The sequence below is a fragment of the Georgenia satyanarayanai genome, assembly GCF_009193135.1.
In the GTDB taxonomy this organism is placed as follows: domain Bacteria; phylum Actinomycetota; class Actinomycetes; order Actinomycetales; family Actinomycetaceae; genus Oceanitalea; species Oceanitalea satyanarayanai.
On record NZ_VUKC01000001.1, the window covers coordinates 165,787 to 189,589 of the forward strand.

Here is a 23,803-nt window from a genome sequence, read left to right on the forward strand (position 1 = left end):
TCGTTGGCACCGCCCGGTCAGCGACGGGCTGGGGGCCGCCCACGGGTCGACGACGGACCGACGCCCGTGATCGGCAGGGCCGTCTGGCCCGACCGGGTGGCCGACGGGTGGGGACCTCGGTCCCCACCCGTCCCCACCCCGACCACGCACAACGGAGGCCACAGTGGATGTCTGGCGGATCACGGTGGCGACATTGCGCCGGTGGTACATCTTCCTGCCCCTTCTCGCGCTCACGGCGGGAGCGGTCCAGGTCGTCGGCGCGGGGGTCGCCCCGGAGTACGAGGTGGCCGGCACCGCGCTCATCACTCCCGGCAGTGCGCCGGCCCCTGTCCCCAACCCGTACGGCGGTGAGCAGCAGGCGAACGTCGCTGTCGCCATCGTCCTCAACAGCGCCGAGATGCGGGCACGCGCCCAGGCGGAGGGGTTCCTCCCGAGCTATGAGGTGTCCGGCCAGTCACGCAGCACGATCATGACCGTGACGGTGCGCGGTGGCGACGCCGACCAGGCGATGGCCACGGCCGGTTTCGTCTTCGGGCTGGCGGTCGAGGAGCTCGAGGCGCGTCAGTCGGCCGCCGGGATCCCAGCAGCGGCCCAGTACGGGTTGGACGTCCTCGCGGCTCCGTCCCTCATGGCCGTCGTCTACGACGGCAAGCTCCAGGTGCAGGCCGTCACGGGGCTGCTCGGGGCCAGTGCCGCCCTCCTCGTCGCGGTGCTCTTCGACGACATCGTCGGGCTCTTCCGGCGCCGTCGTGCCCGCCGGAGGGCGAGGGCGGAGGCACGCTCGACGCCCGCCGTCGAGGAGCTGCCCGAGTGGTCCGAGGGCGCGCAGCCGCCCGTGGACCCGCGCCGGGACCGCGACCACGCCCACGCGTGAGCGCGCGACCGCGGCGGTCCACGGGCCGCCAGGACCTGGACTTCGAGCCGGCGCTGCTGCGCCGCCCGGGCGGCGCGGGGGAGTGGCAGCCGGTGCTGCTGCGCCGGCGGCGGATCAGCACGCTCGCCCTGCTCCTCACCTTCCTCGTGCTGCAGTTCCTCATCCCGGCCCGGCTCGTCATCGGCGGCCTCGGGTCGGTGGGTCGCCCCTCCGTCGCCGTCGGCATCCTCCTCGCCTTCCTGTGGTGCGTCTCCATGCGGCGTCCGCAGCGGCTGCCCGCCGGCCGGCAGCCGGTGCGGTGGCTCCTCGCGGGCTACCTCGCCGTCCAGCTCGTCGGCTACGCCGTCGGCTACGACCGGCTCCTTCCGCAGATCGAGGCCAACAGCGCCGACCGCTGGCTGATCTTCAACGTCGCGATGGTCGGCGTGGCGCTCGCGGTCGCCGACGGCCTCGTCACGCGGCGGCAGCTCGACACGCTGCTGCGAACCCTCGTGACACTGGCCGCCGCCATGGCGACCGTGGGCATCCTCCAGTTCTTCCGGGTCGTCGACCTCACCCGGTTCATCCGCATCCCCGGCCTGCGGCACAACTCCACGCTCATCGGCGTCGGCGCACGGGGTGACGGTGACTTCGCGCGGGTGGCCGGCACGGCGAACCACTACATCGAGTTCGGTGTGGTCCTGGCTCTCGTGCTGCCCCTCGCGCTCCACTACGCGTTCTTCGCGCCGGCGGGGCGCACGCGCGTGGGCCAGTGGGTGTGCGTCGTGCTCATCGCCTCCGCGATCCCGCTGTCGATCTCGCGGTCGGCGATCCTCACGGTCGCGGTGACGATGGTGCTGCTCGGCGTGGTGTGGCCGTGGCGGCGGCGGTACAACGTGCTCGTCGTGGCGCTCGTCGGGACCGCCGCGTTCCACGTGGTCAACCGCGGGGTTCTCGGCACCATCCGTGCCCTGTTCACCAACATGGACAACGATCCGAGCGTCCAGAACCGGATCGCGGACCAGGACTTCGTCCAGCGGATGTTCGAGGAGCGTCCCTGGCTCGGACGCGGCGCCGGGACGGTCATCCCCGAGCGCTACATCCTCCTCGACAACCAGGTCTACGGCACGCTCGTGGCCGGCGGCCTGCTCGGGCTGTCCGCACTCCTCGCGCTCTTCCTCGTCCCCTACGTCCTGGCACGCAGCATCCGGCTGCGCGGGAGCACCGAGGAGACCCGCCACCTCGGCCAGGCCCTGGCGGTGGTGATGCCGGGTGGCCTGCTCGCCAGCGCGACCTTCGACTCCTTCAGCTTCGCGACCTTCGTGGGAGTCACCTTCGTCGTGATCGGCGCGATCGGCACCCTGTGGCGGCTGGAGGCGATGAGCCCCGCACTGCCGCTGCGCGTGGCCGGGGAGGCGGACACCGTGGTGGCGACGCCACTCACCGCGAACCTGCGGGAGCGGCTGCGCGCGCCCGCCGGCGCCTGAGCCGGTCCCGGACGGCGAGCTCGGTCGCGACCCAGGCCGCGACGTACCGGTGGTAGACCTCGCCGACGAGGAAGGCGGCGCGGGCGCGGCCGGTGAGGAGCTGGGGCGCCTCGCGCGCCCGCCGGACCGCCCCCACGGGAGGGACGAGCGAGCGCGGTGCCGGCCAGGGAGCCGGCGCGTCGTGGCCGTCGAGGACGTCGCGCTCGTGCCGGCCGGCGATGACCCGGCGCAGCTTGGTGCGCAGGGCGGCGTAGGAGTCGCGGGCCGGGTGGTGGACGACGGCGTGTGCGCAGTAGACCGTCCGCAGCCCCAGGCGGTTGGCTCGCTGCGCCCACTCGATGTCGGCGCCGGAGAGGAGCTCGGAGCGGAAGGGGCCGGCTGCGTCGAAGGCGGCGCGCGTCGTGCACATGTTGGCGGTGACCGACGCCCCGCTGCGGGACACGTAGGTCTCCTGGGGAAAGGCGTGGACCAGCTCGTAGGCCTCGACGGGGTGGGGGCGTGCGGCGTCGCGGGCGTACACGGCAACCCGCCCCGCGACAATGTCCGCGCCGTCGACCAGGGCGCGGACCGCCTGCTCGAGCCACTGCGGCTCGGGCAGGCAGTCCGCGTCGGTGAACGCGAGGACCTCGCCCGTGCTCACGAGCACCGCCGCGTTGCGAGCGGTGTAGGAGCCACCGGCGGGCTCGGCGACGTAGAGCACTCCCGGATGTGTGTCGGCGAGCGCCCGGACGGCGGGGTCGTCACCGTTGTCGGCGACGATCACCTCGACCAGCCCGGCGGGGTAGCTCTGCCGGCTCAGCGCCTCGAGGCAGGCCGACAGCCGGGGGTCGTCCCGGACCGGGACCACCACCGACACCCGTGGTTGAGCGTGCACGACCACAGTGTGGGGCACGGGGCAGGCCTGCCGTGGCCGTTCTGGTTCGCCCATGTCCGGACCTCCTCACGCCCGCACCGGCCGCATCCGCGCGGGGGCGCGGATCGGCGCCCTCACGAGGACGACGCCGTCACCCCGGTCAGGAGGCAAATCAACCGGCGATCATCCCGGTTCGCCCCTCCCCGTGCGCGGCCGTGGTGGTGGGCTGGGCAGCGCCCTACCGATCACAAGGAGCGTCGCCATGCCTCGTCGTCATCGCAGCACCGCATCCCCCTGGCGGCGCCGGTCGCGCGCCATCCTCGTCGGGCTCACGAGCCTCACGCTCGTCCTCAGCGGCACCGCGACCCTGGCCTCGCCCGAGGGCGACGCTGAGGTCGCCGAGCTGCTGAGCGAGCTGAGCCCGGACCCCACCCTCGAGACCGCCGACGCGGTCGAGGAGCCGGCGGCCGCCGGCGAGGCTGACGAGCCCGCCGCCGAGGAGCCCGCCGCCGAGGAGCCGGCCGCCGAGGAGCCCGCCGCCGAGGAGTCGGCGGTCGAGGAGCCCGCGGTCGAGGAGGCCGCCGCCGAGGAGCCGCCAGCCGAAGAGGCGGAGGCCACCCCCTTCCTCGTGCCCCCGGGCGACCCCGGGCCGGGCGAGGTCAAGCTCATCGTGCGGTCCGGTGCCGACCGCACGGGCACGGGCGCCACGAGCACCACGGCCACGCCGCTCGCGGGCGTGAGCTACGAGTTCTACCGGTTCACCGAGCTACCGACGGAGGGGGAGCCCGACGGTGTCCTCGTCGGCAGCTGCACCACCGACGAGACGGGCGAGTGCGGCATCTTCGCCGACCTCGTGGGCGCGCTCGGTGGGGTGGACGCCTTCTACGCCGTGCAGACCGACGCCCCCGACGGCTGGGTCGCCCCGGCCCAGTGGGCCCCGGACAACGACTACATCTTCGCCACCGGGCCCGTCGCCGCTGACGACTCCGTCGCCGAGCGGACCATCGAGCTTCCCCTCGCGTACAGCGACACCGTGACGGAGCCGCGCTGGGCGAGTGTCCGGCCCAACAACGTGGCCCCGGCACAGTGCGGCCTCGACATGGCGATGGTCCTCGACCTGTCCAACTCGGTCACCGAGACCGAGGAGCTGCTCGACGAGCACAAGGCCGCCGCGAACGACTTCATCGACGCCATCACCGGCACGCCGTCGCAGGTGGCGCTCTTCACCTTCGGCAGCGAGGCGCCCGCGGCGGGCCCGACCAACGGGGGCCTGCCGCTGACCAGCGTGGCGACGCCGGGCGGCGCGCAGCAGATCATCGACAGGATCAACGGGTACCAGGCGACGCCGAGCGGCGGTGGCGGGACGAACTGGGACCGTGCCCTCCACCAGGTCGTCGAGTCCGGGGTGACCTACGACGTCGTCCTGTTCCTCACCGACGGCCAGCCGACCTTCCACCGCGACCGCCAGGGCCCCGGCGACGTCTCGACGATCGCCGAGGTGAACGAGGCGATCCTCTCCGCCAACGCGGTCAAGGCGACCGGCGCCCAGGTCGTCCTCGTCGGTTTCGGGCCCGAGGCCTTCCTGCCCGGCGCGAGCATCCGCATCCCGCTCGTCTCCGGCCCCGACGAGGGGCAGGACTTCTACCGCACGAACCTCGAGGACCTCGCGGCGACCCTCGAGGAGATCGCCAACGCCGAGTGCGCCGGAACGCTCACGGTCGTCAAGGAGGTCGTGGACGCGGACGGTGAGGTCGTGCCCGGCGGGGCGGGGTGGACCTTCGGCACCACGACGGAGGGTGTCTCGCCCGCGACGGCGACGACCGACGACTCGAGCGCCGTCAACTTCACGGTCGACCACACCCCGGCGGTGCAGAGCCGCAGCGTGACGGTCACCGAGACGCAGCAGGAGGGCTACGAGCTCGTCCCGGTGGACGGTGCCAACGCCCGGTGCGTCGAGACGGGGACCGGTGAGGTGCTGCCGGTCGCCGACAGCGGGGACCTCGGCTTCACCGTCGACGTCGCCGCCGAGGAGATCGTCAGCTGTACGGTCCGCAACGCCCTCGTCCCGCCCGACTACGACGACCTCCTCGTGTCGAAGACCGCCGAGCCGAGCCTCGTCCGCGACTGGGAGTGGGGCATCACCAAGGTGGCCCGGGAGGACCGGCTCGAGGTGCCCGCGGGGGAGGACGGGACCTTCACCTACGACGTCACGGTCACGCCGGAGGGGCCGGTCGACTCCGGCTACACGGTGGGCGGGACGATCGTCGTGACGAACCCCAACGACGTCCCCTTCACCGGCGTCGACGTCGTCGACAGCCTGCCGGACTCGACGTGCTCGGTGCCCGGGGGCACGAACGTCACCGTTCCCGCGGGTGACTCCGTCACGCTCAGCTACACCTGTGACCTCGTCGACGCCACGGGGACGACCACGGGGACCAACACCGCCACCGTCACCTGGGACGCCGCGGCCTTCCCCGGGACCGGCGGCAGCGCCACGGCCACCGCGCCCTTCGACTTCGCTGCAGCGGCCGTGTCGGAGACCGACCGGTACGTCACGGTGACCGACTCCGAGTACGACCTGTCCGAGCTTCCCGGTGGCAACGCCCTCGACGCGACCGACGGCGAGGCCGTCCTCACCTACGACCTCGAGTGGCCGAGCACCGCCGGCCGGTGCGTGGAGTTCGAGAACACCGCGACCATCGTCAACTCGCCCGAGCCGCTGGTCGCTCCGCTCGTCGTCAACGAGTCGAGCATCGAGGTCGTCACGCTCTGCGCCGGCCTGGACCTCGAGGTCGAGAAGAACGTCGTCCTCTCCTTCGACCGCACCTACCTGTGGGACATCGACAAGGAGGCCGACGAGACGACCGTGACCCCCGACCCCGCCACCGGGACCGCGACCGTCGGCTACACCGTCACCGCGACCCCCACGGGGAGCAGCGACGCCGGCTGGGCCATGCAGGGCACCGTCACGGTGTCCAACCCGAACGAGTGGCTCGACATCACCGCCGACGTCACCGACACCGTCGACGTCGGGGGTGGGGCGCTGTGCACCGTCGCCGGTGGGGCCGGCGTGCTCGTCGAGGCCGGCGAGAGCGTCGACCTCAGCTACACGTGCACCTTCGTCACCCAGCCGGCCTACTCCGGCACGAACACGGCGACCGCCACGTGGGCGGGCACCGTGCCGACACCGAGCAGCACGGCCACCGGGACCGCCGACATCGAGCCCGGTGACTGGGCGCAGACGCCGGTCAACGAGACGATCACGGTCGTCGACGACCAGACCGACCCGGCCAACCCGGTGGATCTCGGCACCGCCACGTGGGACGCGGCCGGTACGCCGACCGTCTTCACCTACTCCCTCGAGCTCGAGGGAGTCCCGCAGGGCTGCGTCGAGTACACGAACACGGCGTGGATCGCGCAGACGCAGCAGTCCGCGGAGGAGGTCGTCGAGGTCTGCGTGCCGGACCTCGAGGTCGCCAAGCGGGCCGTCTCGGCCGACCAGCTGCCCGGTGGCGACTGGCTCGTCACCTACGAGATCGACGTCGTCAACCCCGACGCCTACCCGGGTGTCTACAGCCTGAGCGACACGATCGAGTACAGCGGTGGGATCACGCCGACGGCGGCCGCGTGGTTCCCGGCGGGCCAGCCCGACGCTGGCGGGGAGTGGGACGAGCCGGTGGCCGACAACCCGACGACGGTGCTCGCCACCGACGCCGAGATCGCGGCGGGCACGACCCACACCTACGTCGTCGTCGTCATCGCGGACGTCGCCGCGGGTGTCATCGGCACCGAGGCCGGGCTGTGCGACGAGGAGGAGCCGAGCGAGGGCGGTGGGTTCCTCAACGCCGCCACCCTCACCTCCTACGGTGAGGACGAGACCGATCGGGCGTGCGCCGAGCCCGTCGCCCCGACCGTCGAGAAGACGGCCGGCGACCTCGTCGACAACGGCGACGGCACCTGGGACGTCAGCTACACCATCGACGTCGTCAACCCCGACGCCGACCAGGCCGTCAGCTACGACCTGTCGGACGCGTTCGACGTCGTCGAGGGCGTCGACATCCTCGACGCGACCGTCGAGCGTGACGGCACGGTCTACGACGACTGGGACGGGGTGACGGAGACGCAGGTCGTCAGCGGCGTCCTCCTGCCCGCCGCCACCACCCACACCTACACGGTGACCGCGACCGTGAGCCTCACCGACGTCGTCGAGACCGACGACGGCGGGCTGCGGGAGTGCGGCCTCGACGGCTCCGACGACGGCCACGGGCTGTTCAACCTGGCCACCATCGTCTCCGGCAACGACGAGTACGACGACGACGCCTGCGTGCCGGTCCCGGACCCGGACATGTCGGTCGACAAGACGGCCGTCTCCGCCGACCAGCTGCCCGACGGCACCTGGGAGGTCGTCTACGAGGTCGTCGCCTCCAACGACTCGAGCGTCGGCGGGGTCTACGACCTCACCGACACCCTCGAGTACGGCGAGGGCATCACGCCGATCACCGCGACCTGGACCCTCGAGGGCACCGGGGTCGCGGGCGAGTGGGCCGACCTGCCGGACGAGCTCACCGCGACCCTCGCCAACGACCGGCCGCTCGCCGGAGGTGCCAGCGACACCTTCGTCGTCACCGTCAACGCGTTCGTCGCCGCCGGGATCGCCGGGGACGAGGACAGCGACGCGCGGTGCACCGGCGACGACGGCACCGACGGCGGCGGGTTCCTCAACGCCGCGACGATCACCGCCCACGGCGAGGAGAGCACCGACCGCGACTGCCTCCCGCCGAGCGAGGTGGACTTCGACAAGGAGTTCGGCTCGGCGGTCCGGCAGGAGGACGGCACGTGGGCGGTGAGCTACACGCTCGTCGTCGACAACTCGGCCAGCGACGCCCGCATCTACTACGACCTCGTCGACGTCCCCGCCTTCCCCGACGGCGTGACGATCCTCGACCAGGAGGCGTGGGACGTCAGCGACCCGGAGGATCCGCAGGACCTCGCGTGGGACGGTGAGGGGCCGATCGTCGAGCTCGTCGCCGTCGAGGGCGGGGACGTGCACCGGTACGAGGTCGTCTTCGTCGTCGAGGTGAGCGCTGGGATCCCGGACGAGAACCTCGTCTGCGACCCCGACGGCCGCCCCGGGTACGGCTACGTCAACCGGGCCGCGCTGTACAGCGGCTTCGACGTCCTCACGGCCGAGGACTGCGGCCCGATCGGGGAGCCGTCCTGGACGCTGACGAAGAGCTCGGACCCCGCGTCGGGCGGCACGGTCGACCCGGGCGACACGATCACCTACACGGTGACCGCCACCCCGACCGGTGACGTCGACCCGATGGACCTCACCATCACCGACGACCTGTCCGACGTCCTCGAGCACGCCCGGACCACCGGCGCCGTCGTGGCGAGCGTGGGCAGCGTCGACTGGGACGGCGAGGACCTCGTGTGGGACATCCCGCGCCTGAGCGAGACGGCCACCCTCACCTACCGGGTGCAGGTGGACCACGACGCCTGGGGCGTGCGGCTGCGCAACGTCGTCACCGGTGAGGGCACGCCCCCGCCGCTCTGCATCGAGTGCTCGACGACGCACCTCACCCCGCCGCGCAAGCCCGGGCTGCCGCCAACCGGTGCGGCCGTCGCCGGCACCGCGCTGCTGGCGGTGCTCCTGTCCGCGGGCGGTCTCGCCCTCGGCACGACCAGGCGCCGGAAGGAGGCCTGACACCAGCCGGTGGAGGTCGCTGACGCGACCGACACCTCCCGCACCGCGTCCCCATCGGCTCCGCCCGGCAGGTGAGGACGCGGGCGGCCCCCATGGCCGCCGGGACCGCAGGGCGTTTGTGATCGGCGCCAGGCGTAAGTCCCGCACCGGCTCGGTGGCCGGCGAACGGGGTCGTCCTCCGGGACGGCCCCGTTCGCGCGTTTCTGCTCTCGACATGTGGACAACGGGCCGCGGCCCGGCGCCGGGCGGGGGACCCGCCGACCACCACCCCGGTGGGCCGTCCGGGACCGAGGGTGAGACAGGGGTGAGTCCTACGAAAGTGGGGTGACCACTCCTCCGTTCGCAGGATCGCGCGGATCTGCGCGCGGCAGCCGCCGGCGCCGCCGCGGCTCCCCTCACCCCCGGGCGCTCGACGTGCGGGGAGACTAGCCCGCGCCCCTCGTGGCGGTCCTCTGCCGGTCACTCGTGGCCCGCCCCCGCAGCGGCTGTCGCGGCTGGTGTGCTTCCCCTCGTCATCGATCACGGGCGGAGCACGACACCATGAAGCACCGAGCCTCTACCGGCAGCCGGGCCGGGCGCACCTCGCGCCTGGGCCTGTCGGCCCTCGTCACCCTGGCGCTCGTCGTCGGCGGGACGGGGTCCGGCGCGAGCGGCGAGCCCGGCGACGCCACCGCGCAGGCCGTGGGCGCGCCGGCGACCGCCCAGCTGCCTCCGCAGGAGGGTGCTGTCCACGAGCCGGTCCCCGCCGTCGAGGGCGAGGTGCCTGCCGGTGAGGAACCGGCACCCTCCGTCGAGGAGCCGGCAGCGTCCGTCGAGGACGGGGCCCTCGCCGTCGAGGAGACGGCACCCGCGGCCGACGACGCACCGGTCGCCCCCGCGCCGGTCGGCGACGTCACCCGCCCCGGCGTGACCCGGGGCGTCGCCCCTCTCGCCGTCCCCAGCCCGGCCGGTGCCTCGGCCGTCATCACGGTCAAGGCGGGCGGTGACCGCACCTCGTCCTCCGCCGTCGCCCCTCTCGCCGGTGTGCGCCTGCGCCTCCACGACGGCGGCGCCTCGGGACCGACCTCCCCCGTCGCGGCGAGCTGGGCGTCGTGCGTGTCCGACGCACAGGGCGACTGCAGCTTCGTCGTCCCCGACACCCAGCAGGCCGTCACGCGCACCGGCGAGTGCATCTCCTGGTTCTTCTGGTGCCTGGAGTACGAGCAGGTCCTCGTCTCCCCGGCGGGCGTCAACCGGGACCGCCAGTTCTGGGTGGTCCAGGAGGCGGCTCCCGGCGGCTGGTACACGAGCCCGGCGCTCGTCACGGGCGGGGCGGTCTCCCAGGAGGCGACGTCCTACCGCTTCCGGACGGGGACCCAGCTGAGGGCAGGGAGCACGTACACGGCCGGCCGTGACTTCATGACGAGCTCCGGTGGGAGCTCCGACCGGACGGTCTCCGGGGCCCGCTGGCAGAGCTCGCGCGCCAACCCGCAGCTGCCGCAGACCTGCGCCGCCGGTATCGACGTCGCGCTCGTCCTCGACCTGTCGGGCTCCGTCTCGGAGGCGGGCGCCGTCGGTGACCTCAAGGCCTCGGCCATCGCCTTCGCCGAGGCGCTCGAGGGCACGGGCTCGCGCCTGTCCCTCTTCACCTTCGCGCAGAACGCCCCGCGCTCCACGAGCGCGAACGGTCGCAACTACCCCGACCTCCTCCCGATCGACGGCAACCTCGCGACGATCCGCTCGCGGATCAACGCCTACACCGCAGGCGGCGGGACCAACTGGGACCGCGGCATCCACCAGGTGGCCGAGAACGGGCAGGCCTTCGACCTCGCGATCGTCGTCACGGACGGCATGGCGACCTACGCCGGCTCCCCGGTCACCGGGCCGGGCAACGTCACCCGCTTCGTCGAGACCGAGCAGGCGATCTTCTCCGCCAACGCGCTCAAGGCGGAGGGGACGAGAGTCCTCGCCGTCGGCGTCGGGGAGGGCGTGGGTGGCGACGCCGCCAACCTGCGCGCGGTCTCCGGCCCCACGAGGTATGTCACGGGTTCCTCCGCGAACACCGCGGACTACTTCCAGACGGGCTGGCGTCAGCTCGCCCCCCTCCTCCAGAACCTCGCCAAGGGCGCCACCTGCCAGGCCACCATCACGGTCGACAAGGTCGCGCAGCCCTACGGTGCGAGCGCCGGCCCCGGGGCCGGCTGGACGTTCACCGCCACCCGCACGGCCGGCAGCGGCGCGCTCGCCCCCGGCGAGGTGCAGGTGACCGGGCAGTCCGGCTCCGTCGGCTACACGGTCCGCTTCACCCGTCCCGACGCGACCGCCGCGACGGTCCGGCTCGAGGAGCGCCTCACCTCCGCGCAGCGGTCCCAGGGCTGGGCACTGTCCGCGCTGAGCTGCACCGCCAACGGGCGGTCGGTCGCGGTGGCCCGCGACGGTGACGGCCTCACCCTCGACGTCGCGCCCGGCGACGACGTCACCTGCACGTTCACCAACACCCAGACCCGCGAGCCGGGCGTCGAGATCGTCAAGCGGGCGTGGGACGTCACGTCCGCCGCGCAGCTCGACGGCGCCCGCGAGCTGAGCGCCGGCTCCACCGTGACGACCGGCGCCACCGTCACCTGGACCTACACGGTCCGCAACACCGGTCAGACCCCCCTCACCGACGTCGTCGTCACCGACGACCAGGGTGTGGACGTCCGGTGCCCACGCGCAGACCTCGCCGTCGGCGACCACATGGTCTGCACGGGCTCAGGGCCCGTCACCGCACGTCCCTGACCCTCCCTCCCACTGCCCGAGCCCTCCGCTCGGTCAGGTGACAGCGCGCACGTGCCGTCACCGATCACGACAGCTAAGGACATGAACATGAGCAAGAAGACCACGGGCATCGTCGCCGGAGCCGCTGGCGCGGCCCTCCTCGTGGGCGGCGCGACCTTCGCGCTGTGGAACGACAGCGCCGAGGTCGCCGGTGGCGCGATCACCTCCGGCAACCTCGACGTCGAGGCCGGCACCGTGTCCTGGCAGGACGTCTCCGCGGACCGGACCCAGGGCGACCACGAGATCACCCTCGACACCTTCCGCATCGTCCCCGGCGACACCATCGAGGGCACCCTGCCCCTGACGGCGGCCCTCCAGGGCGACAACCTCGTCGCCGAGCTCTCCCTCGACCGCCTCGGCGTCACCGGCAACGGCCAGCTCCTCGCCGAGCTCGCCGAGCACGCCACCTACGAGGTCCGTCTCGACGGCGAGACCATCGTCGACGCGACCCCGCTGGCCGCCGCGCACCCCCTCCGCTTCGCCTCCGCGGACAACTCGCAGAACGAGGCCCCGCTCCACACGCTGCCCGCCGCGCTCACCGGCACCCCGAACCTCGAGGTCGTCCTCAGCGTGACCTTCGACGAGGACGTCGCCGAGCGCGACCTCGTCGAGGCCAAGGCCGCGCTCAAGGCCTTCGACGTCACCCTCACGCAGGTGCGTGACGGAGGCGTCGGCGGCTTCTGAGCGCCCCCGGGTGGGGGCCCGCACCCCCGGCGTGCCCCCACCCACCCCACGCACCGACGACCCGCCACCAGAGGAAGGAGCACCATGGCCACGACCGTCGCGGCCCCCGGCACGACGACGCCGGCCCGCCCTGGCTCGTTCCGGCGGGCGGTCCTCAGCGGGACCACCGCCGTCCTCCTCGTCGCGCTGCTCCTCCTCGCCGGCGCGGTCGCCGTCGTCCCCCGTGTGCTGGGCGGTGCGGCGCTGACGGTGCTCACCGGCTCCATGGAGCCGACCTACTCACCCGGCGACATGGTCGTGTCGGTCCCGCAGGAGCGGTACGAGGTCGGTGACGTCGTCACCTTCCAGCCGGTCCCCGGGGACCCCACCCTCATCACCCACCGCGTCGTCGGCGTCAGCCTCGGCGCCGAGACCGCCTACGTCACCCGAGGTGACGCGAACGGCGCCGACGACGACCCCGTCTCACCCGAGCAGGTCATGGGCCGGGTCGTCTACCACGTCCCCCACGTCGGTCACCTCGCCGGCGCCGTGGGACCCCACCGCAGCGCCGTCGTCACCGCGGTCGCCTGCCTCCTCATCGGGTACGGCAGCTACCTCGTCATCGCAGACTCCCGTGCCGGCCGCCGTCGCGGCCCCGGGCTGATCACCACAGGAGAGTCGTGACACCTCGCCCCACCCCTCGCCGGCCTCGCCGGCGCCGCGGGTCCCTCCCCATCGTCGCCGGCGTCGCGCTCCTCGCGGGTGCCGTCGGTGCAGGCGGCACCGTCGCCCTCTGGCACACCGCCGCCGAGCTGCCCCTGGGCACCGTCACCGCCGGCAACCTCGACATCGAGACCGTCGGTGGGGCGGTGTGGCAGGAGACGTCGCCGGACGTGCCGGGCTCGCCGCGACGCATCGACCCGGCCACCTTCCTCGCCCGCCCCGGCGACTCGCTGCTCATGAGCCAGCGTCTCACCACGGCGCTCGAGGGCGACAACATGCTCGGCCGGCTCTCCGTCGGCTGGGAGCGTGAGCCCGCCCTCCCCGACGGCGTCACCGCCACCTACTCGGTGCTGGACGCGGCCGGCGACCACCTCGTCATCGGCGCCCCGCTCGGCGAGGAGCGGCTCGTCACCCTCGACGGCGGCGGCGCACTCACCCTCGAGGTCGCCGTCGCCCTGGGCGAGGGCACCAGCGACCGGGTCGGGGCGGACGCCGCCCCTCAGCTCGCGGACCTCGGGACCGTGGTCGTCGACCTCGACCAGGTCCGGACCGGAGAGGGCTTCACCTCATGACCACGACACGACGCCGCACCGTGCTCACGGCCGCCGTCGTCGGCCTCACCGGTGCCTGCCTCGGGATCGGGGGCGTGTCCCTCGCCCTGTGGAGCGACTCGACCGAGCTGGGCGGCGCGGTCGCCGCCGGCTACCAGTCCTTCGCCGTCGGGACGCCCGGCGCGACCGTGGCGGCCCCGACCGGTACCGCGGTCCTCACCGTCGGCCCGCAGGAGGCCGCCCGGCTCGTCCGCGACGGTGAGCTCGCCGTCCCCGTCCAGGTCGACTCCCTCAGCCAGGGCAACAAGGGGCTGCACTACGTCGTCAGCCCACCGGCGGACTGGGGCGCGGGTGTCCTCGGCCACGCCCGCCCGGCCCTCTTCGCCGTCGACTCACCGGACGCGTGCGACGTCGCGCGGCTCTCCCCGGGCAGCGCTCCCGAGCCGAGCGGGTACGAGTCCACGCCCGTCCCGAGCGCGTACACCGCGGCCACCGAACCCGTCCGGGAGTACTGGTGCCTCTACGCGAGCTATGACGGTCCCCCGCAGGTCGGGGACTACGCCAACACGGCGCGGGTCACCGCCCGTCCCCCCGAGGGGCCGGCCGTCCAGGCGGAGGACACGTGGGACGCCGCCGTCCTCGACCGGCTCGACCCCGCCGACGAGCCGGTCCACGCCATCACCTTCACCTCCACCACCTTCCGTCCCGGGGAGCAGCCGTGAGCCGAGTCCTCAGCACCGTCGCCACGGCGGCGCTCACCGTCGGTCTCGGCGCGGCCGGCGCGCACGCGGCCGTGCCCTACGACGAGTCGATCCACCTGTCGTGGGACGGTGCCACGTACAGCGGCGTGACGACCGAGAGCTTCCTCGGGTCGCCGGTGGCCGTGCCGGGCGACGCCGCCAGCCGGACCGTGCTCGTGCGCAACGACGGCCCCGCGACGGGCACGCTGCGCGCCAGCATCGTCAACGTCGACCTCCTCGACCCCGCGGCTGCCGACGTCCACCACGAGAGCGGTGAGGACGAGGGGAGCTTCTACGACGACCTCGTCCTGCGCTGGCCCGGGGGCTCGGCCTCCTTCGCCGAGCTCGACGCCAACGGGGTGACGCCCGTCCTCGAGGTCGACCTCGCGAAGGGCGGGGAGGTGCCCGTCACGGTCGGGTACGAGCTGCCGGTCGCGGCAACCTCGGGGAACCGGGCCAACGTCGCGCCGCGCCGGGCGTCCTTCGACGTCCTGCTCGAGATCGGCGCCGAGCTGCCCGAGGAGCCGGAGCCGGAGCCGACGGAGAGCGACGGCCTGTCGGAGGTCGACGTGCCGCCGACGGGCGGGCAGGGCACGGGGCGGCTGCAGGAGACCGGCGCGGGCGTGGGGCCGCTGGTCACCCTCGCCTGCCTCGCGGCCGCCCTCGGCGCTGGCCTCGCAGTCCTGGCCCGCCGCCGGACCGGGACCGCCGGGCACCCGCCCGGCCACTAGACCCACCCCGGCCGGCCTTGCCCGGCCGGCCGGGGTGCAGGGGGAGGCAGGGGCGCGCGGATCCCCGGTGCTTGTGATCGGTCCCGGGGGCGAGCCGCGCGACCCGACTCCCCAGCCGGGCGGGGCCGTCTCCAGGCGGCCCCGCCCGTGCCCCCTGTGAGGGACGTCATGCACGCGGCTGCTGGTGCGATGTCGTATGATGGAGCGCTGGACGAGCGTGCCTGCCACTTCCCTGCCTGGAACCTGGGGGACGGGCGTGTTCCACGGTACGCCCCGCCGGAGTCGTCAGACGACGGCGGCCATGCAGGAGAGAAGAGTTAGCGGAGGATATGGCGAAGAAGGACGGCGTCATCGAGATCGAGGGCAGCGTTGTCGAAGCGCTGCCCAACGCGATGTTCCGGGTGGAGCTCAGCAACGGCCACAAGGTGCTCGCGCACATCTCGGGCAAGATGCGTCAGAACTACATCCGGATCCTCCCCGAGGACCGGGTCGTCGTTGAGCTGAGCCCGTACGACCTCACCCGGGGTCGCATCGTCTACCGCTACAAGTAACCACTCGACAATCGCCGTCGCGGTGCCCAGTGCGCCGGCGCGGCGGCGGAGGAATGCCATGAAGGTCAAGCCCAGCGTCAAGAAGATCTGCGACAACTGCAAGGTCATCCGTCGTCACGGCCGCGTGATGGTGATCTGCACCAACCTTCGTCACAAGCAGCGTCAGGGCTGATCTGACGACGGCGGCGTCCTGCCGCCAAGCGCACCGCTAGCTCCCAGGAGCAACCCCCGGCTCGGAGGCCGGGGCCCGTCCGGCTCGGACGGGAGGGTGGTGCGGAAGACCTCCGAGCAGCACAAGGAGCACAAGTTGGCACGACTCGTCGGCGTCGACCTCCCCCGCGAGAAGCGGCTTGAGATCGCGCTCACCTACATCTACGGCGTCGGGCGCACCCGCGCCAAGCAGGCGCTCGAGGCGACGGGCGTCAGCCCCGACCTTCGCGTCAAGGACATGACCGACAGCGACCTGGTCGCTCTCCGTGACTACATCGAGGGCAGCTTCAAGGTCGAAGGAGACCTGCGCCGTGAGGTCCAGGCCGACATCCGCCGCAAGGTGGAGATCGGCTCCTACCAGGGCCTGCGTCACCGTCGAGGGCTGCCCGTCCGCGGTCAGCGCACGAAGACCAACGCGCGTACCCGCAAGGGCCCCAAGCGCACCGTGGCCGGCAAGAAGAAGGCCCGCTAAGTAGTCCGGTCGCACGTCCCGGCGCTCACCGCGCCGACTGCCACCGGTCCGACGACCAGGAGAGAAGCACCGCATGCCCCCCAAGACCCGTTCGGCGTCCACGGCTCGCAAGCCGCGCCGGAATCAGCGCAAGAACGTCACGCACGGTCACGCGTACATCAAGAGCACGTTCAACAACACGATCGTCACGCTCACCGACCCCTCCGGCGCCGTCATCGCCTGGGCCTCCTCGGGCCAGGTCGGCTTCAAGGGCTCGCGCAAGTCGACGCCCTTCGCCGCCCAGATGGCTGCCGAGGCCGCGGCGCGTCGCGCCCAGGAGCACGGCATGAAGAAGGTCGACGTCTTCGTCAAGGGTCCCGGCTCCGGCCGTGAGACCGCGATCCGCTCCCTCACGGCCGCCGGCCTCGAGGTGGGCTCGATCCAGGACGTCACCCCCCAGGCCCACAACGGCTGCCGTCCCCCCAAGCGCCGCCGCGTCTGAGTCTTCCGCCGCACGCCGCCCCCACGGGGCGGCGTGCGGCACCACGTGAGGCCCCGCCCCACCCTCCCGCCGGCCGGACCGATGGTCGGCGGGTGCCCTGCACGGCGTCATATAGCGGATGCCTGCTGAAAGGAACACATCGTGCTCATCGCACAGCGCCCCACCCTGACCGAAGAGGTCGTCAGCCCGCAGCGCTCCCGGTTCGTCATCGAGCCGCTCGAGCCCGGCTTCGGCTACACCCTCGGCAACTCCCTGCGTCGCACCCTGCTCTCCTCGATCCCCGGTGCTGCGGTCACGAGCATCCGGATCGACGGTGTCCTCCACGAGTTCACGACCGTCCCGGGCGTGAAGGAGGACGTCACCGAGATCATCCTCAACATCAAGGGCATCGTCGTCTCCTCGGAGCACGACGAGCCCGTCGTGATGTACCTGCGCAAGCAGGGCCCGGGCGTCGTCACCGCGGGGGACATCACCCCGCCGGCCGGCGTCGAGGTCCACAACCCCGACCTGCAGCTCGCGACGATCAACGCCAAGGGCAAGCTCGAGGTCGAGCTGACCGTCGAGCGTGGCCGCGGCTACGTCTCGGCGAGCCAGAACAAGAGCTTCGACTCGGAGATCGGTCGCGTGCCGGTCGACTCGATCTACTCACCGGTCCTCAAGGTGACCTACAAGGTCGAGGCCACCCGTGTCGAGCAGCGCACCGACTTCGACCGCCTCATCGTCGACGTCGAGACGAAGAACGCGATCACCCCGCGTGACGCGCTCGCCTCGGCCGGCAAGACCCTCGTCGAGCTGTTCGGCCTCGCCCGGGAGCTCAACGTCGAGGCCGAGGGCATCGAGATCGGCCCCTCGCCGACCGACGCCGCCCTCGCCGCCGACCTTGCCCTGCCGATCGAGGAGCTCGGGCTGCAGTCGCGCTCGTACAACTGCCTCAAGCGCGAGGGCATCCACTCCGTCGGCGAGCTCGTCGCCCGCAGCGAGGCCGACCTGCTCGACATCCGCAACTTCGGGTCCAAGTCGATCGGCGAGATCCGCGAGAAGCTCGCTGCTCTCGGTCTGGGCCTCAAGGACAGCCCGGTCGACTTCGACATCTCGCAGGTCGAGGACGACGAGTCGGACTTCGAGGGCGACGTCGAGTTCAGCGACGACGCGCGCGACTGACGCCACCAACGATTCACAACAGGAGAGATCATGCCCACTCCCGCTAAGGGCCCCCGTCTTGGTGGCAGCCCGGCTCACGAGCGTCACATGCTTGCGAACCTCGCCACGGCGCTGCTCGAGCACCGCGCCATCACGACGACGGAGCACCGCGCCAAGCGCCTGCGTCCCGTCGTCGAGAAGCTCATCACCCTCGGCAAGCGAGGCGACCTGCACGCCCGCCGCAAGGTGATGGCCACGATCCGTGACAAGGGCGTCGTGCACGACCTGTTCGCGGAGATCGCGCCGGCCATGGCCGAGCGCCAGGGTGGCTACACCCGGATCACCAAGACCGCTCCCCGCAAGGGCGACAACGCCCCCATGGCGGTCATCGAGCTCGTCATGGAGCCGGTGAGCCCCAAGCAGGCCACCGTCCGTGAGGCCGAGAAGGCCGTCGAGCGCGCCGCGAAGGAGGCCACGACGCCCGCCGTCGAGGCCCCCGAGACCGCCGTGTCCGACGAGGCGGCCGACGCCGTCGAGGACGCCAAGGCGACCGAGACCACCGAGGCGCAGCAGGCTGCCGCCGAGTCCTCCGCCCAGGCGGCGACGGACGCGGCCACGGACGCACAGGCCGGCGCGACCGACACCGGTCACGCCAACCCGCGCGGCTGACTCCTGGCCGGCCACCGGCCGGCCCACCAGCTCGGGGAGCCCACGAGGTCACCCCGGCGAATCGCGAGGCCCCTCACCCTCACCCGGGTGTGGGGCCTCGCGTGCACCCACGATCGTCCGCCCGTGCGCCCCGTGCGGGCCCCACGCCGGCACTACGCTGGCACCGACCCGCCGCACCGCTGCGCGCGTGGTCGCGGCACCGTCGTCGGCGGCGCCGCGGGACCTGGGAGGAGTGCACGTGCAGCTGCGGACCGAGGGCATCACCTGGCAGGAGATCGACGACGAGCTGGTCATCCTCGACACCGCGCGCTCGGTCTACCTCACGACGAACGTGGCCGGTGCCCACCTGGCCAAGCTGCTGACCGAGGAGCGCTCCGTGGAGGAGCTCGCCGACGCGCTCGTCGTGGAGTACGGGATCGACCGCGCGACTGCCCAGGCGGACGCGGCGGCCTTCGCGGCCGACCTCGCGGAGAAGGGCCTGCTGCGGTGACCCGCCCCGGGGCCGGGCGATGACGGAGGAGCCCGAGCCGCTCGACCCGCTCGACCTCCAGATCGAGAGCCGTAACCAGCGGCGCTCCGTCGGCCGGCTGTGGCAGCTGGTCCGACGATCGACGCGCCTGGTGTGGGGCTCGGGCCGTCTCCTGTTCACCGGGCTCCTCGTCGTCCAGGTGGTCGCGGCTCTCGTGCTGGCGGGTCAGGTGCTCGTCGTCGAGTCCTTCCTGTCCGGTGTGCTCGACCTCGGGCCGGGCGGCGGCGTGCCGACCGTGCTGGTGGCCGCGACGCTCGGGCTCGCGGGCCTCATGGCCGCGGCCGCGCTGCTCGACTCGCTGCGCAGCAGCATGAGCCGCTTCCTCGGGGAGTCCGTCGCGCGGCGCACCTACCAGGACGTCCTCGACGCGGCCACCGGCGTCTCCCTGCGCCACTTCGAGTCGGCCTCCTTCTACGACCGGCTCCAGCGCGTCGAGGCCAGCGCGACGAGCCGGCCCTTCCAGGTGACCCAGGCCCTGCTCGGGATCGTCGGTGGCCTCACCGCGACGATCGGCGTCGGCGCCGTGCTGGCGCGCATCCACCCCGTGCTCCTGCCGCTGCTCCTGCTCGGCGGCCTGCCGATGATCCTCACCAACCGCCGGGAGAGCCGGCGGGAGTTCCAGTTCACCGTGGCCCAGACGCCGCCCCAGCGTCAGCGGTTCTACCTCAGCTACCTCCTCACGACGCGCGACGAGGCCAAGGAGGTCCGTGCGTTCGACCTCGGCGGGCCGTTCCGCACACGGTTCGACGAGCTCTACGCCCGGTACCTCGCCGACCTCGCCCGCCACCTGCGGCGGCGTCTGGCGCTGAGCACCGTCGGGAACCTCGGGGCCGCCGTGGTCCTCACCGGCACCCTGCTCGTCCTCGTCGTGCTCATCGGCCGAGGCGCGGTGTCCGTCGCCGAGGCGGGCGCCGCCATCGTCGCGATCAGGATGCTCCAGGGGCAGGTCCAGGCCCTCCTCCGCGGCATGCAGTCGATCTTCGAGGCCGGTCTCTTCCTCTCCGACGTCGACCAGTTCATGGACCTCGCGGCGACGGCGCGGGACGAGGAGGACGGTGACCCGGCGCCCGCGACGTTCGGGGAGATCACCGTCGACGACGTCCGTTTCAGCTACCCGGGCAGCGTCACCGAGGCGCTGCGGGGTGTGGACCTGCGCATCCGCCGCGGAGAGGTCGTTGCCCTCGTCGGGGAGAACGGGTCGGGCAAGACCACGCTCGCGAAGATCCTCGCCGGCCTGTACGACCCGAGCGCCGGGGCCGTGCGGTGGGACGGGAGGGACACGCGCACGTACTCCCGGGTGTCCGTGCGCGACCGTGTCGCGGTGATCTTCCAGGACTTCGTCCGGTACGCCTTCACGGCGAGGGAGAACATCGCGTTCGGTCGCGCCACGGCGGACCCCGACGGCGGTCGTGTCGTCGAGGCGGCACGCCGGGCCGGTGCCGCGGACTTCCTCGAGGCGCTGCCCAAGGGGTACGACACGATCCTCTCGCGCATGTTCAAGGGCGGGCGGGACCTCTCCGGCGGCCAGTGGCAGCGGGTGGCGATCGCCCGCGCCTTCTACCGCGACGCGCAGCTCATGATCCTCGACGAGCCGACCGCCGCCCTCGACCCCCGCGCGGAGAGCGCCCTGTACGAGTCGCTGCGCGCGGTGCTCGCCGGGCGGACCGCGGTGTTCATCTCGCACCGATTCTCCTCGGTGCGGGCCGCCGACGTCATCTACGTCCTCGACCAGGGACGCGTGGTCGAGGCCGGCTCCCACGACGAGCTCATGGCCCGCGAGGGCATGTACGCCGAGCTGTTCCGGCTCCAGGCCGCCGCCTACCTCGGCGACCCCGGCGTCCCTCAGGCCCGGTAGGCGGGGGACAGGCGGTCCGCCGCCGTCCAGATCGCCGGCGCGATGTCCTCCCGGAAGGGCGGGCCCCAGGGCACGTGCCCGACGAGGACGGGGACGGTGCGCGCGAGCCAGGAGGCGTGGGTGAAGACCTGCGCCAGGACGGCGGGGTCCTGCCAGCCCATGAGACGCGGGAAGCTCATGAGCGCGAAGAGCGCCGACTTGTGGTCGAGCGGCTCCAGCTCGAGCCGCCCCTCCCGGTTGGGCCGGGGGATGACGACGGCGCCCAGGGGCACCGCGTCCGTCCCGGGCGAGGGCAGCCCCACCACGGTCCGGTCGTCGGCGCTCACCCGTGAGCGCAGGTCGGGCAGTCCGGCCGTGACGGCCTCGGCACCGGCGCGCAGACGCAGCTCCGTCGCGCCCAGGGGGACGAGGGGGACGTCACCGGTGGTCACCGGGACGACGTCGTCACTCACCACGCGCGCACCCTGCGCGCACAGGAGGGCCGCCAGAGTGCTCTTGCCCATCCCGGAGTGCCCGACGAAGGCGACGGCGGTCCCGTCACGCTCGACGGCGCTCGCGTGGAGGACGGCGCTGCCCCGGAGGTAGAGCTGGAGGGCGAGCAGGGTCCCGGTCGTCATGATGGCGCGCATGCCCGGCGCGGTGCCGTGGACGAGGTGGAGGGTCACCTCGGTCAGGTCCGCGCTGATGACGAAGTCGCAGACCCCGTGGACGCGCAGGACCAGCGTGCCGTCCTCGCGGCGCGTCACCGTGTACCAGCGGTCGGGGTCGGTGCCGAAGTCGAGCAGGACGGTGCCGGGCGGGGTGCGCCGGTCCTCCGCCATGGGCGCACCGTCGACGACGGTGACGTCGACGCGCGACCCGGCGGGGGCCGGGCGGTGCTGGTGGAGGGCGAAGCCGGCGGCGACGGTGAGGCCGTAGAGGCGCTGCGGCGGTTCGGTGCTCATGCGGGGACTCCGCTCGTGAGGGTACGGAAGCTCTCGACGCCGTCGGGGTCGACGACGATCCCGTCGATCTCCAGCCAGGCGTGGGCCTTGACCTCACCGGCGACCTTCTGCACACCGATGCGGACCGCGTGGTCGCGGTACCGCAGCGCGTGCGCACCGAGGAGGGCGCGGCGCAGGCAGGTCCCGTTGAAGGGGCGGTGCCGCAGCACCCGCCACGTGACGTCCAGCCGTTCGCGCTCCTCCTCGGTGAGGCGGATCAGCCGGGGGTCGGTCCGCCGACCGGCGGTGCCGTCGAGGACGAGCCGCACCCGCAACAGGTGGGCGAGGCGGGGCAGTGGCAGGGTGCGCAGCCCGATCTCGACGGCTGTCGCGAGCACTGCCGTGCGGAGGGCACGGATCCAGGTGCGGGGAGAGCGGCGCAGCAGCGTCCGCACGGCGCGGATCACGGCGTCTGCTCCAGCACCGTCGCGATGCCCTGGGACTGGCACCAGGCGACCTGGAGGAGGTAGTCGGCCGCCGGGTGGGGGTCCTCCTCGAGCCACGCGGACCGCAGGGCGTCGGCGTCGACCCAGTCCGGGTCGAGGCCCGACCCGTCCCAGGCGCGGGCGAACGCACGCTCCTCCGGCCCCCAGCGGGTGGAGTTGAAGGAGGCCTTGGAGCGCCGGCTCAGCACGCGGTCGGGCAGGACGTCGTGGAAGAGTCGCCGGAAGACCGCCGTCCGGTCGCCCCAGCCCAGCGGGCCGGCCTCCGCCGCGAGGGCGTCGGCGAACCGGAGGTCCGCGAAGGGGTTGACGGGGCGCGAGCCGTACTCCGCGATGCCGGCGGCAAAGTTCGCCATCGCCACGGCCATGGGCCGGGAGCGCAGCGCCTCGCGGGTCGCGCGGTCCCAGCGCAGCGGCTCCTGCGCGAGCGCGGTGACGCGCGTGAGGTACTCGGTGGCGGCGGCCCGGCGCAGCCACGGCGGGCTGATCGACGGACCCTGGGCGCGGACGTCACGGCGCCGCAGGACGTTGGGCCGGGCGGCGCGCAGACCCTGGCGCAGGTGGCGGCGGCGGGGACGGGTGAGCGCGAGGGCGTCGCGGATCGCGCCCATCCGCTGCCCGTCGATGATGGCGTCGCCCCCCTCGCCGGAGATGACGACACCCGGCTCGAGCCGGCGGTAGACGGCCCCCTGGAGCTGCACGGCCTCGGGCCACTGCGGGCCGTGCCGGCGCAGCGCCGCGGTGGCGACCTCTCCGAGGAGCCGCTGCTCGCCGGCGAACTCGAGGACGTGGTGGTGACGGAGACCGAGATGGGCGAGGACGAGCTGCTGCCAGGTGGTCTCGTCCGACTCGGGCGCCGCGGGGTGGCGGACCGTCACGGGCAGTGGCTCCGGCAGGCCGTGCCGCCGGGCCAGGTGGACGGCGAGGGCGAGGAGGGCGGAGGAGTCGCGGCCGCCGGAGAAGAGGACGTGGCAGGGCGGCGTCGACAGGGCGTCGAGGAGGATCGCCTCGAGGGTCGCCCGGGCACCGAGCCCGGTGCGCTCGACGGGGACCGGCACGGTGGTGGCCGCGGGCAGGGCCAGGAGGGTCTCGGCCCGGGTGAGGCCGCAGAAGGTGGCCTGTGCCGTCGGTGCACTCACGCGGGGACCTCTCCTCGGGGCCGGGGGGACGTGCTGCGGGTCGCCCCAGATGTCCCACCAGATGTGGTTGTCCTTCATGGGGCCGGAGGCGAGCTTGCCGAGCGTGAGGTCGCGGACGCTGCCGACCTCGGTCATGCGGGGTGCGTCGTACTTCATGTCCTTCTCCTTCGTGAGCGATGAGCCATGACGCCCGGAGGGGCCGTGCACCGACGAACGGGGGTTCCGCC

At 73.1% G+C, this 23,803-nt stretch carries 21 protein-coding genes; 17 read left to right on the forward strand and 4 right to left on the reverse strand.

Features of this window, described 5'->3' with window-relative positions; translation table 11 throughout:
* Window positions 1–184 precede the first annotated feature (184 nt).
* Together GD632_RS00835 and GD632_RS00840 are read left to right on the forward strand one after the other, a co-directional pair.
* Complete coding sequence (locus tag GD632_RS00835; RefSeq protein ID WP_193311274.1) at window positions 185–874, forward strand: hypothetical protein; 690 nt, start codon at window positions 185–187, stop codon at window positions 872–874.
* Window positions 871–2,340, forward strand: coding sequence for an O-antigen ligase family protein (locus GD632_RS00840; RefSeq protein WP_226924381.1), 1,470 nt, complete (start codon window positions 871–873; stop codon window positions 2,338–2,340). Before GD632_RS00835 ends, GD632_RS00840 begins: the two co-directional genes overlap by 4 nt.
* Here GD632_RS00840 and GD632_RS15825 read toward each other — a convergent pair.
* A complete protein-coding gene (locus GD632_RS15825; protein WP_193311275.1) occupies window positions 2,294–3,214 on the reverse strand; it encodes a glycosyltransferase in 921 nt (306 codons plus the stop codon). The genes GD632_RS00840 and GD632_RS15825 overlap by 47 nt on opposite strands.
* Window positions 3,215–3,455: 241 nt before the next feature.
* Between GD632_RS15825 and GD632_RS00850 the strand changes: the two genes are divergently transcribed.
* From GD632_RS00850 to GD632_RS00920, 15 genes are all read left to right on the forward strand, one after another.
* On the forward strand, window positions 3,456–8,900 hold the full coding sequence (locus GD632_RS00850) for a DUF7927 domain-containing protein (RefSeq protein ID WP_152187669.1): 5,445 nt from the start codon (window positions 3,456–3,458) through the stop codon (window positions 8,898–8,900).
* A 540-nt stretch (window positions 8,901–9,440) separates the two neighbouring features.
* Window positions 9,441–11,657 (forward strand): DUF7507 domain-containing protein, encoded by a 2,217-nt coding sequence (locus GD632_RS00855; RefSeq protein ID WP_152187671.1) that lies wholly within the window; start codon window positions 9,441–9,443, stop codon window positions 11,655–11,657.
* An 87-nt stretch (window positions 11,658–11,744) separates the two neighbouring features.
* Complete coding sequence (locus GD632_RS00860) at window positions 11,745–12,380, forward strand: alternate-type signal peptide domain-containing protein (protein WP_193311276.1); 636 nt, start codon at window positions 11,745–11,747, stop codon at window positions 12,378–12,380.
* Between the two features lie 84 nt (window positions 12,381–12,464).
* On the forward strand, window positions 12,465–13,043 hold the full coding sequence (locus tag GD632_RS00865) for a signal peptidase I (RefSeq protein ID WP_152187675.1): 579 nt from the start codon (window positions 12,465–12,467) through the stop codon (window positions 13,041–13,043).
* Window positions 13,040–13,654 (forward strand): hypothetical protein, encoded by a 615-nt coding sequence (locus GD632_RS00870; protein ID WP_152187677.1) that lies wholly within the window; start codon window positions 13,040–13,042, stop codon window positions 13,652–13,654. Before GD632_RS00865 ends, GD632_RS00870 begins: the two co-directional genes overlap by 4 nt.
* The gene (locus GD632_RS00875; RefSeq protein WP_152187679.1) at window positions 13,651–14,355 is read left to right on the forward strand and encodes a hypothetical protein; all 705 of its coding nucleotides are present in this window, start codon (window positions 13,651–13,653) and stop codon (window positions 14,353–14,355) included. The genes GD632_RS00870 and GD632_RS00875 overlap by 4 nt, the downstream gene beginning before the upstream one ends.
* Entirely contained in the window at window positions 14,352–15,104 is a 753-nt protein-coding gene (locus GD632_RS00880) for a hypothetical protein (RefSeq protein WP_152187681.1), read from the forward strand. Before GD632_RS00875 ends, GD632_RS00880 begins: the two co-directional genes overlap by 4 nt.
* 329 nt (window positions 15,105–15,433) lie before the next feature.
* On the forward strand, window positions 15,434–15,655 hold the full coding sequence (gene infA, locus GD632_RS00885) for a translation initiation factor IF-1 (protein WP_110851913.1): 222 nt from the start codon (window positions 15,434–15,436) through the stop codon (window positions 15,653–15,655).
* Window positions 15,656–15,713: 58 nt separating this feature from the next.
* Window positions 15,714–15,827: a 50S ribosomal protein L36 gene (gene rpmJ / locus GD632_RS00890; protein WP_110851912.1), complete on the forward strand. Its 114-nt coding sequence runs from the start codon at window positions 15,714–15,716 to the stop codon at window positions 15,825–15,827.
* Between the two features lie 135 nt (window positions 15,828–15,962).
* The gene (rpsM, locus tag GD632_RS00895) at window positions 15,963–16,337 is read left to right on the forward strand and encodes a 30S ribosomal protein S13 (protein WP_110851946.1); all 375 of its coding nucleotides are present in this window, start codon (window positions 15,963–15,965) and stop codon (window positions 16,335–16,337) included.
* Window positions 16,338–16,410: 73 nt separating this feature from the next.
* Window positions 16,411–16,818, forward strand: a complete 408-nt coding sequence (gene rpsK, locus GD632_RS00900; RefSeq protein WP_152187683.1) for a 30S ribosomal protein S11 — start codon at window positions 16,411–16,413, stop codon at window positions 16,816–16,818.
* 141 nt (window positions 16,819–16,959) lie between these two features.
* Window positions 16,960–17,979 (forward strand): DNA-directed RNA polymerase subunit alpha, encoded by a 1,020-nt coding sequence (locus GD632_RS00905; protein ID WP_152187686.1) that lies wholly within the window; start codon window positions 16,960–16,962, stop codon window positions 17,977–17,979.
* Window positions 17,980–18,066: 87 nt separating this feature from the next.
* On the forward strand, window positions 18,067–18,627 hold the full coding sequence (rplQ, locus tag GD632_RS00910) for a 50S ribosomal protein L17 (protein ID WP_405002511.1): 561 nt from the start codon (window positions 18,067–18,069) through the stop codon (window positions 18,625–18,627).
* A gap of 238 nt (window positions 18,628–18,865) precedes the next feature.
* Window positions 18,866–19,117: a PqqD family peptide modification chaperone gene (locus GD632_RS00915; protein WP_152187691.1), complete on the forward strand. Its 252-nt coding sequence runs from the start codon at window positions 18,866–18,868 to the stop codon at window positions 19,115–19,117.
* 19 nt (window positions 19,118–19,136) lie between these two features.
* The gene (locus GD632_RS00920; protein WP_152187693.1) at window positions 19,137–21,011 is read left to right on the forward strand and encodes an ABC transporter ATP-binding protein; all 1,875 of its coding nucleotides are present in this window, start codon (window positions 19,137–19,139) and stop codon (window positions 21,009–21,011) included.
* Here GD632_RS00920 and GD632_RS00925 read toward each other — a convergent pair.
* The 3 genes from GD632_RS00925 to GD632_RS00935 are packed head-to-tail and all read right to left on the reverse strand — an operon-like array spanning window position 20,999 to window position 23,732.
* A complete protein-coding gene (locus GD632_RS00925) occupies window positions 20,999–21,955 on the reverse strand; it encodes a phosphoenolpyruvate carboxykinase (ATP) (RefSeq protein WP_152187696.1) in 957 nt (318 codons plus the stop codon). The genes GD632_RS00920 and GD632_RS00925 overlap by 13 nt on opposite strands.
* Window positions 21,952–22,401 carry a lasso peptide biosynthesis B2 protein gene (locus tag GD632_RS15830; protein WP_193311277.1) on the reverse strand — a complete coding sequence of 150 codons (450 nt, stop codon included), beginning with the start codon at window positions 22,399–22,401 and terminating at the stop codon, window positions 21,952–21,954. The genes GD632_RS00925 and GD632_RS15830 overlap by 4 nt, the downstream gene beginning before the upstream one ends.
* Entirely contained in the window at window positions 22,398–23,732 is a 1,335-nt protein-coding gene (locus tag GD632_RS00935) for an asparagine synthase-related protein (protein WP_152187698.1), read from the reverse strand. The genes GD632_RS15830 and GD632_RS00935 overlap by 4 nt, the downstream gene beginning before the upstream one ends.
* Window positions 23,733–23,803 lie beyond the last annotated feature (71 nt).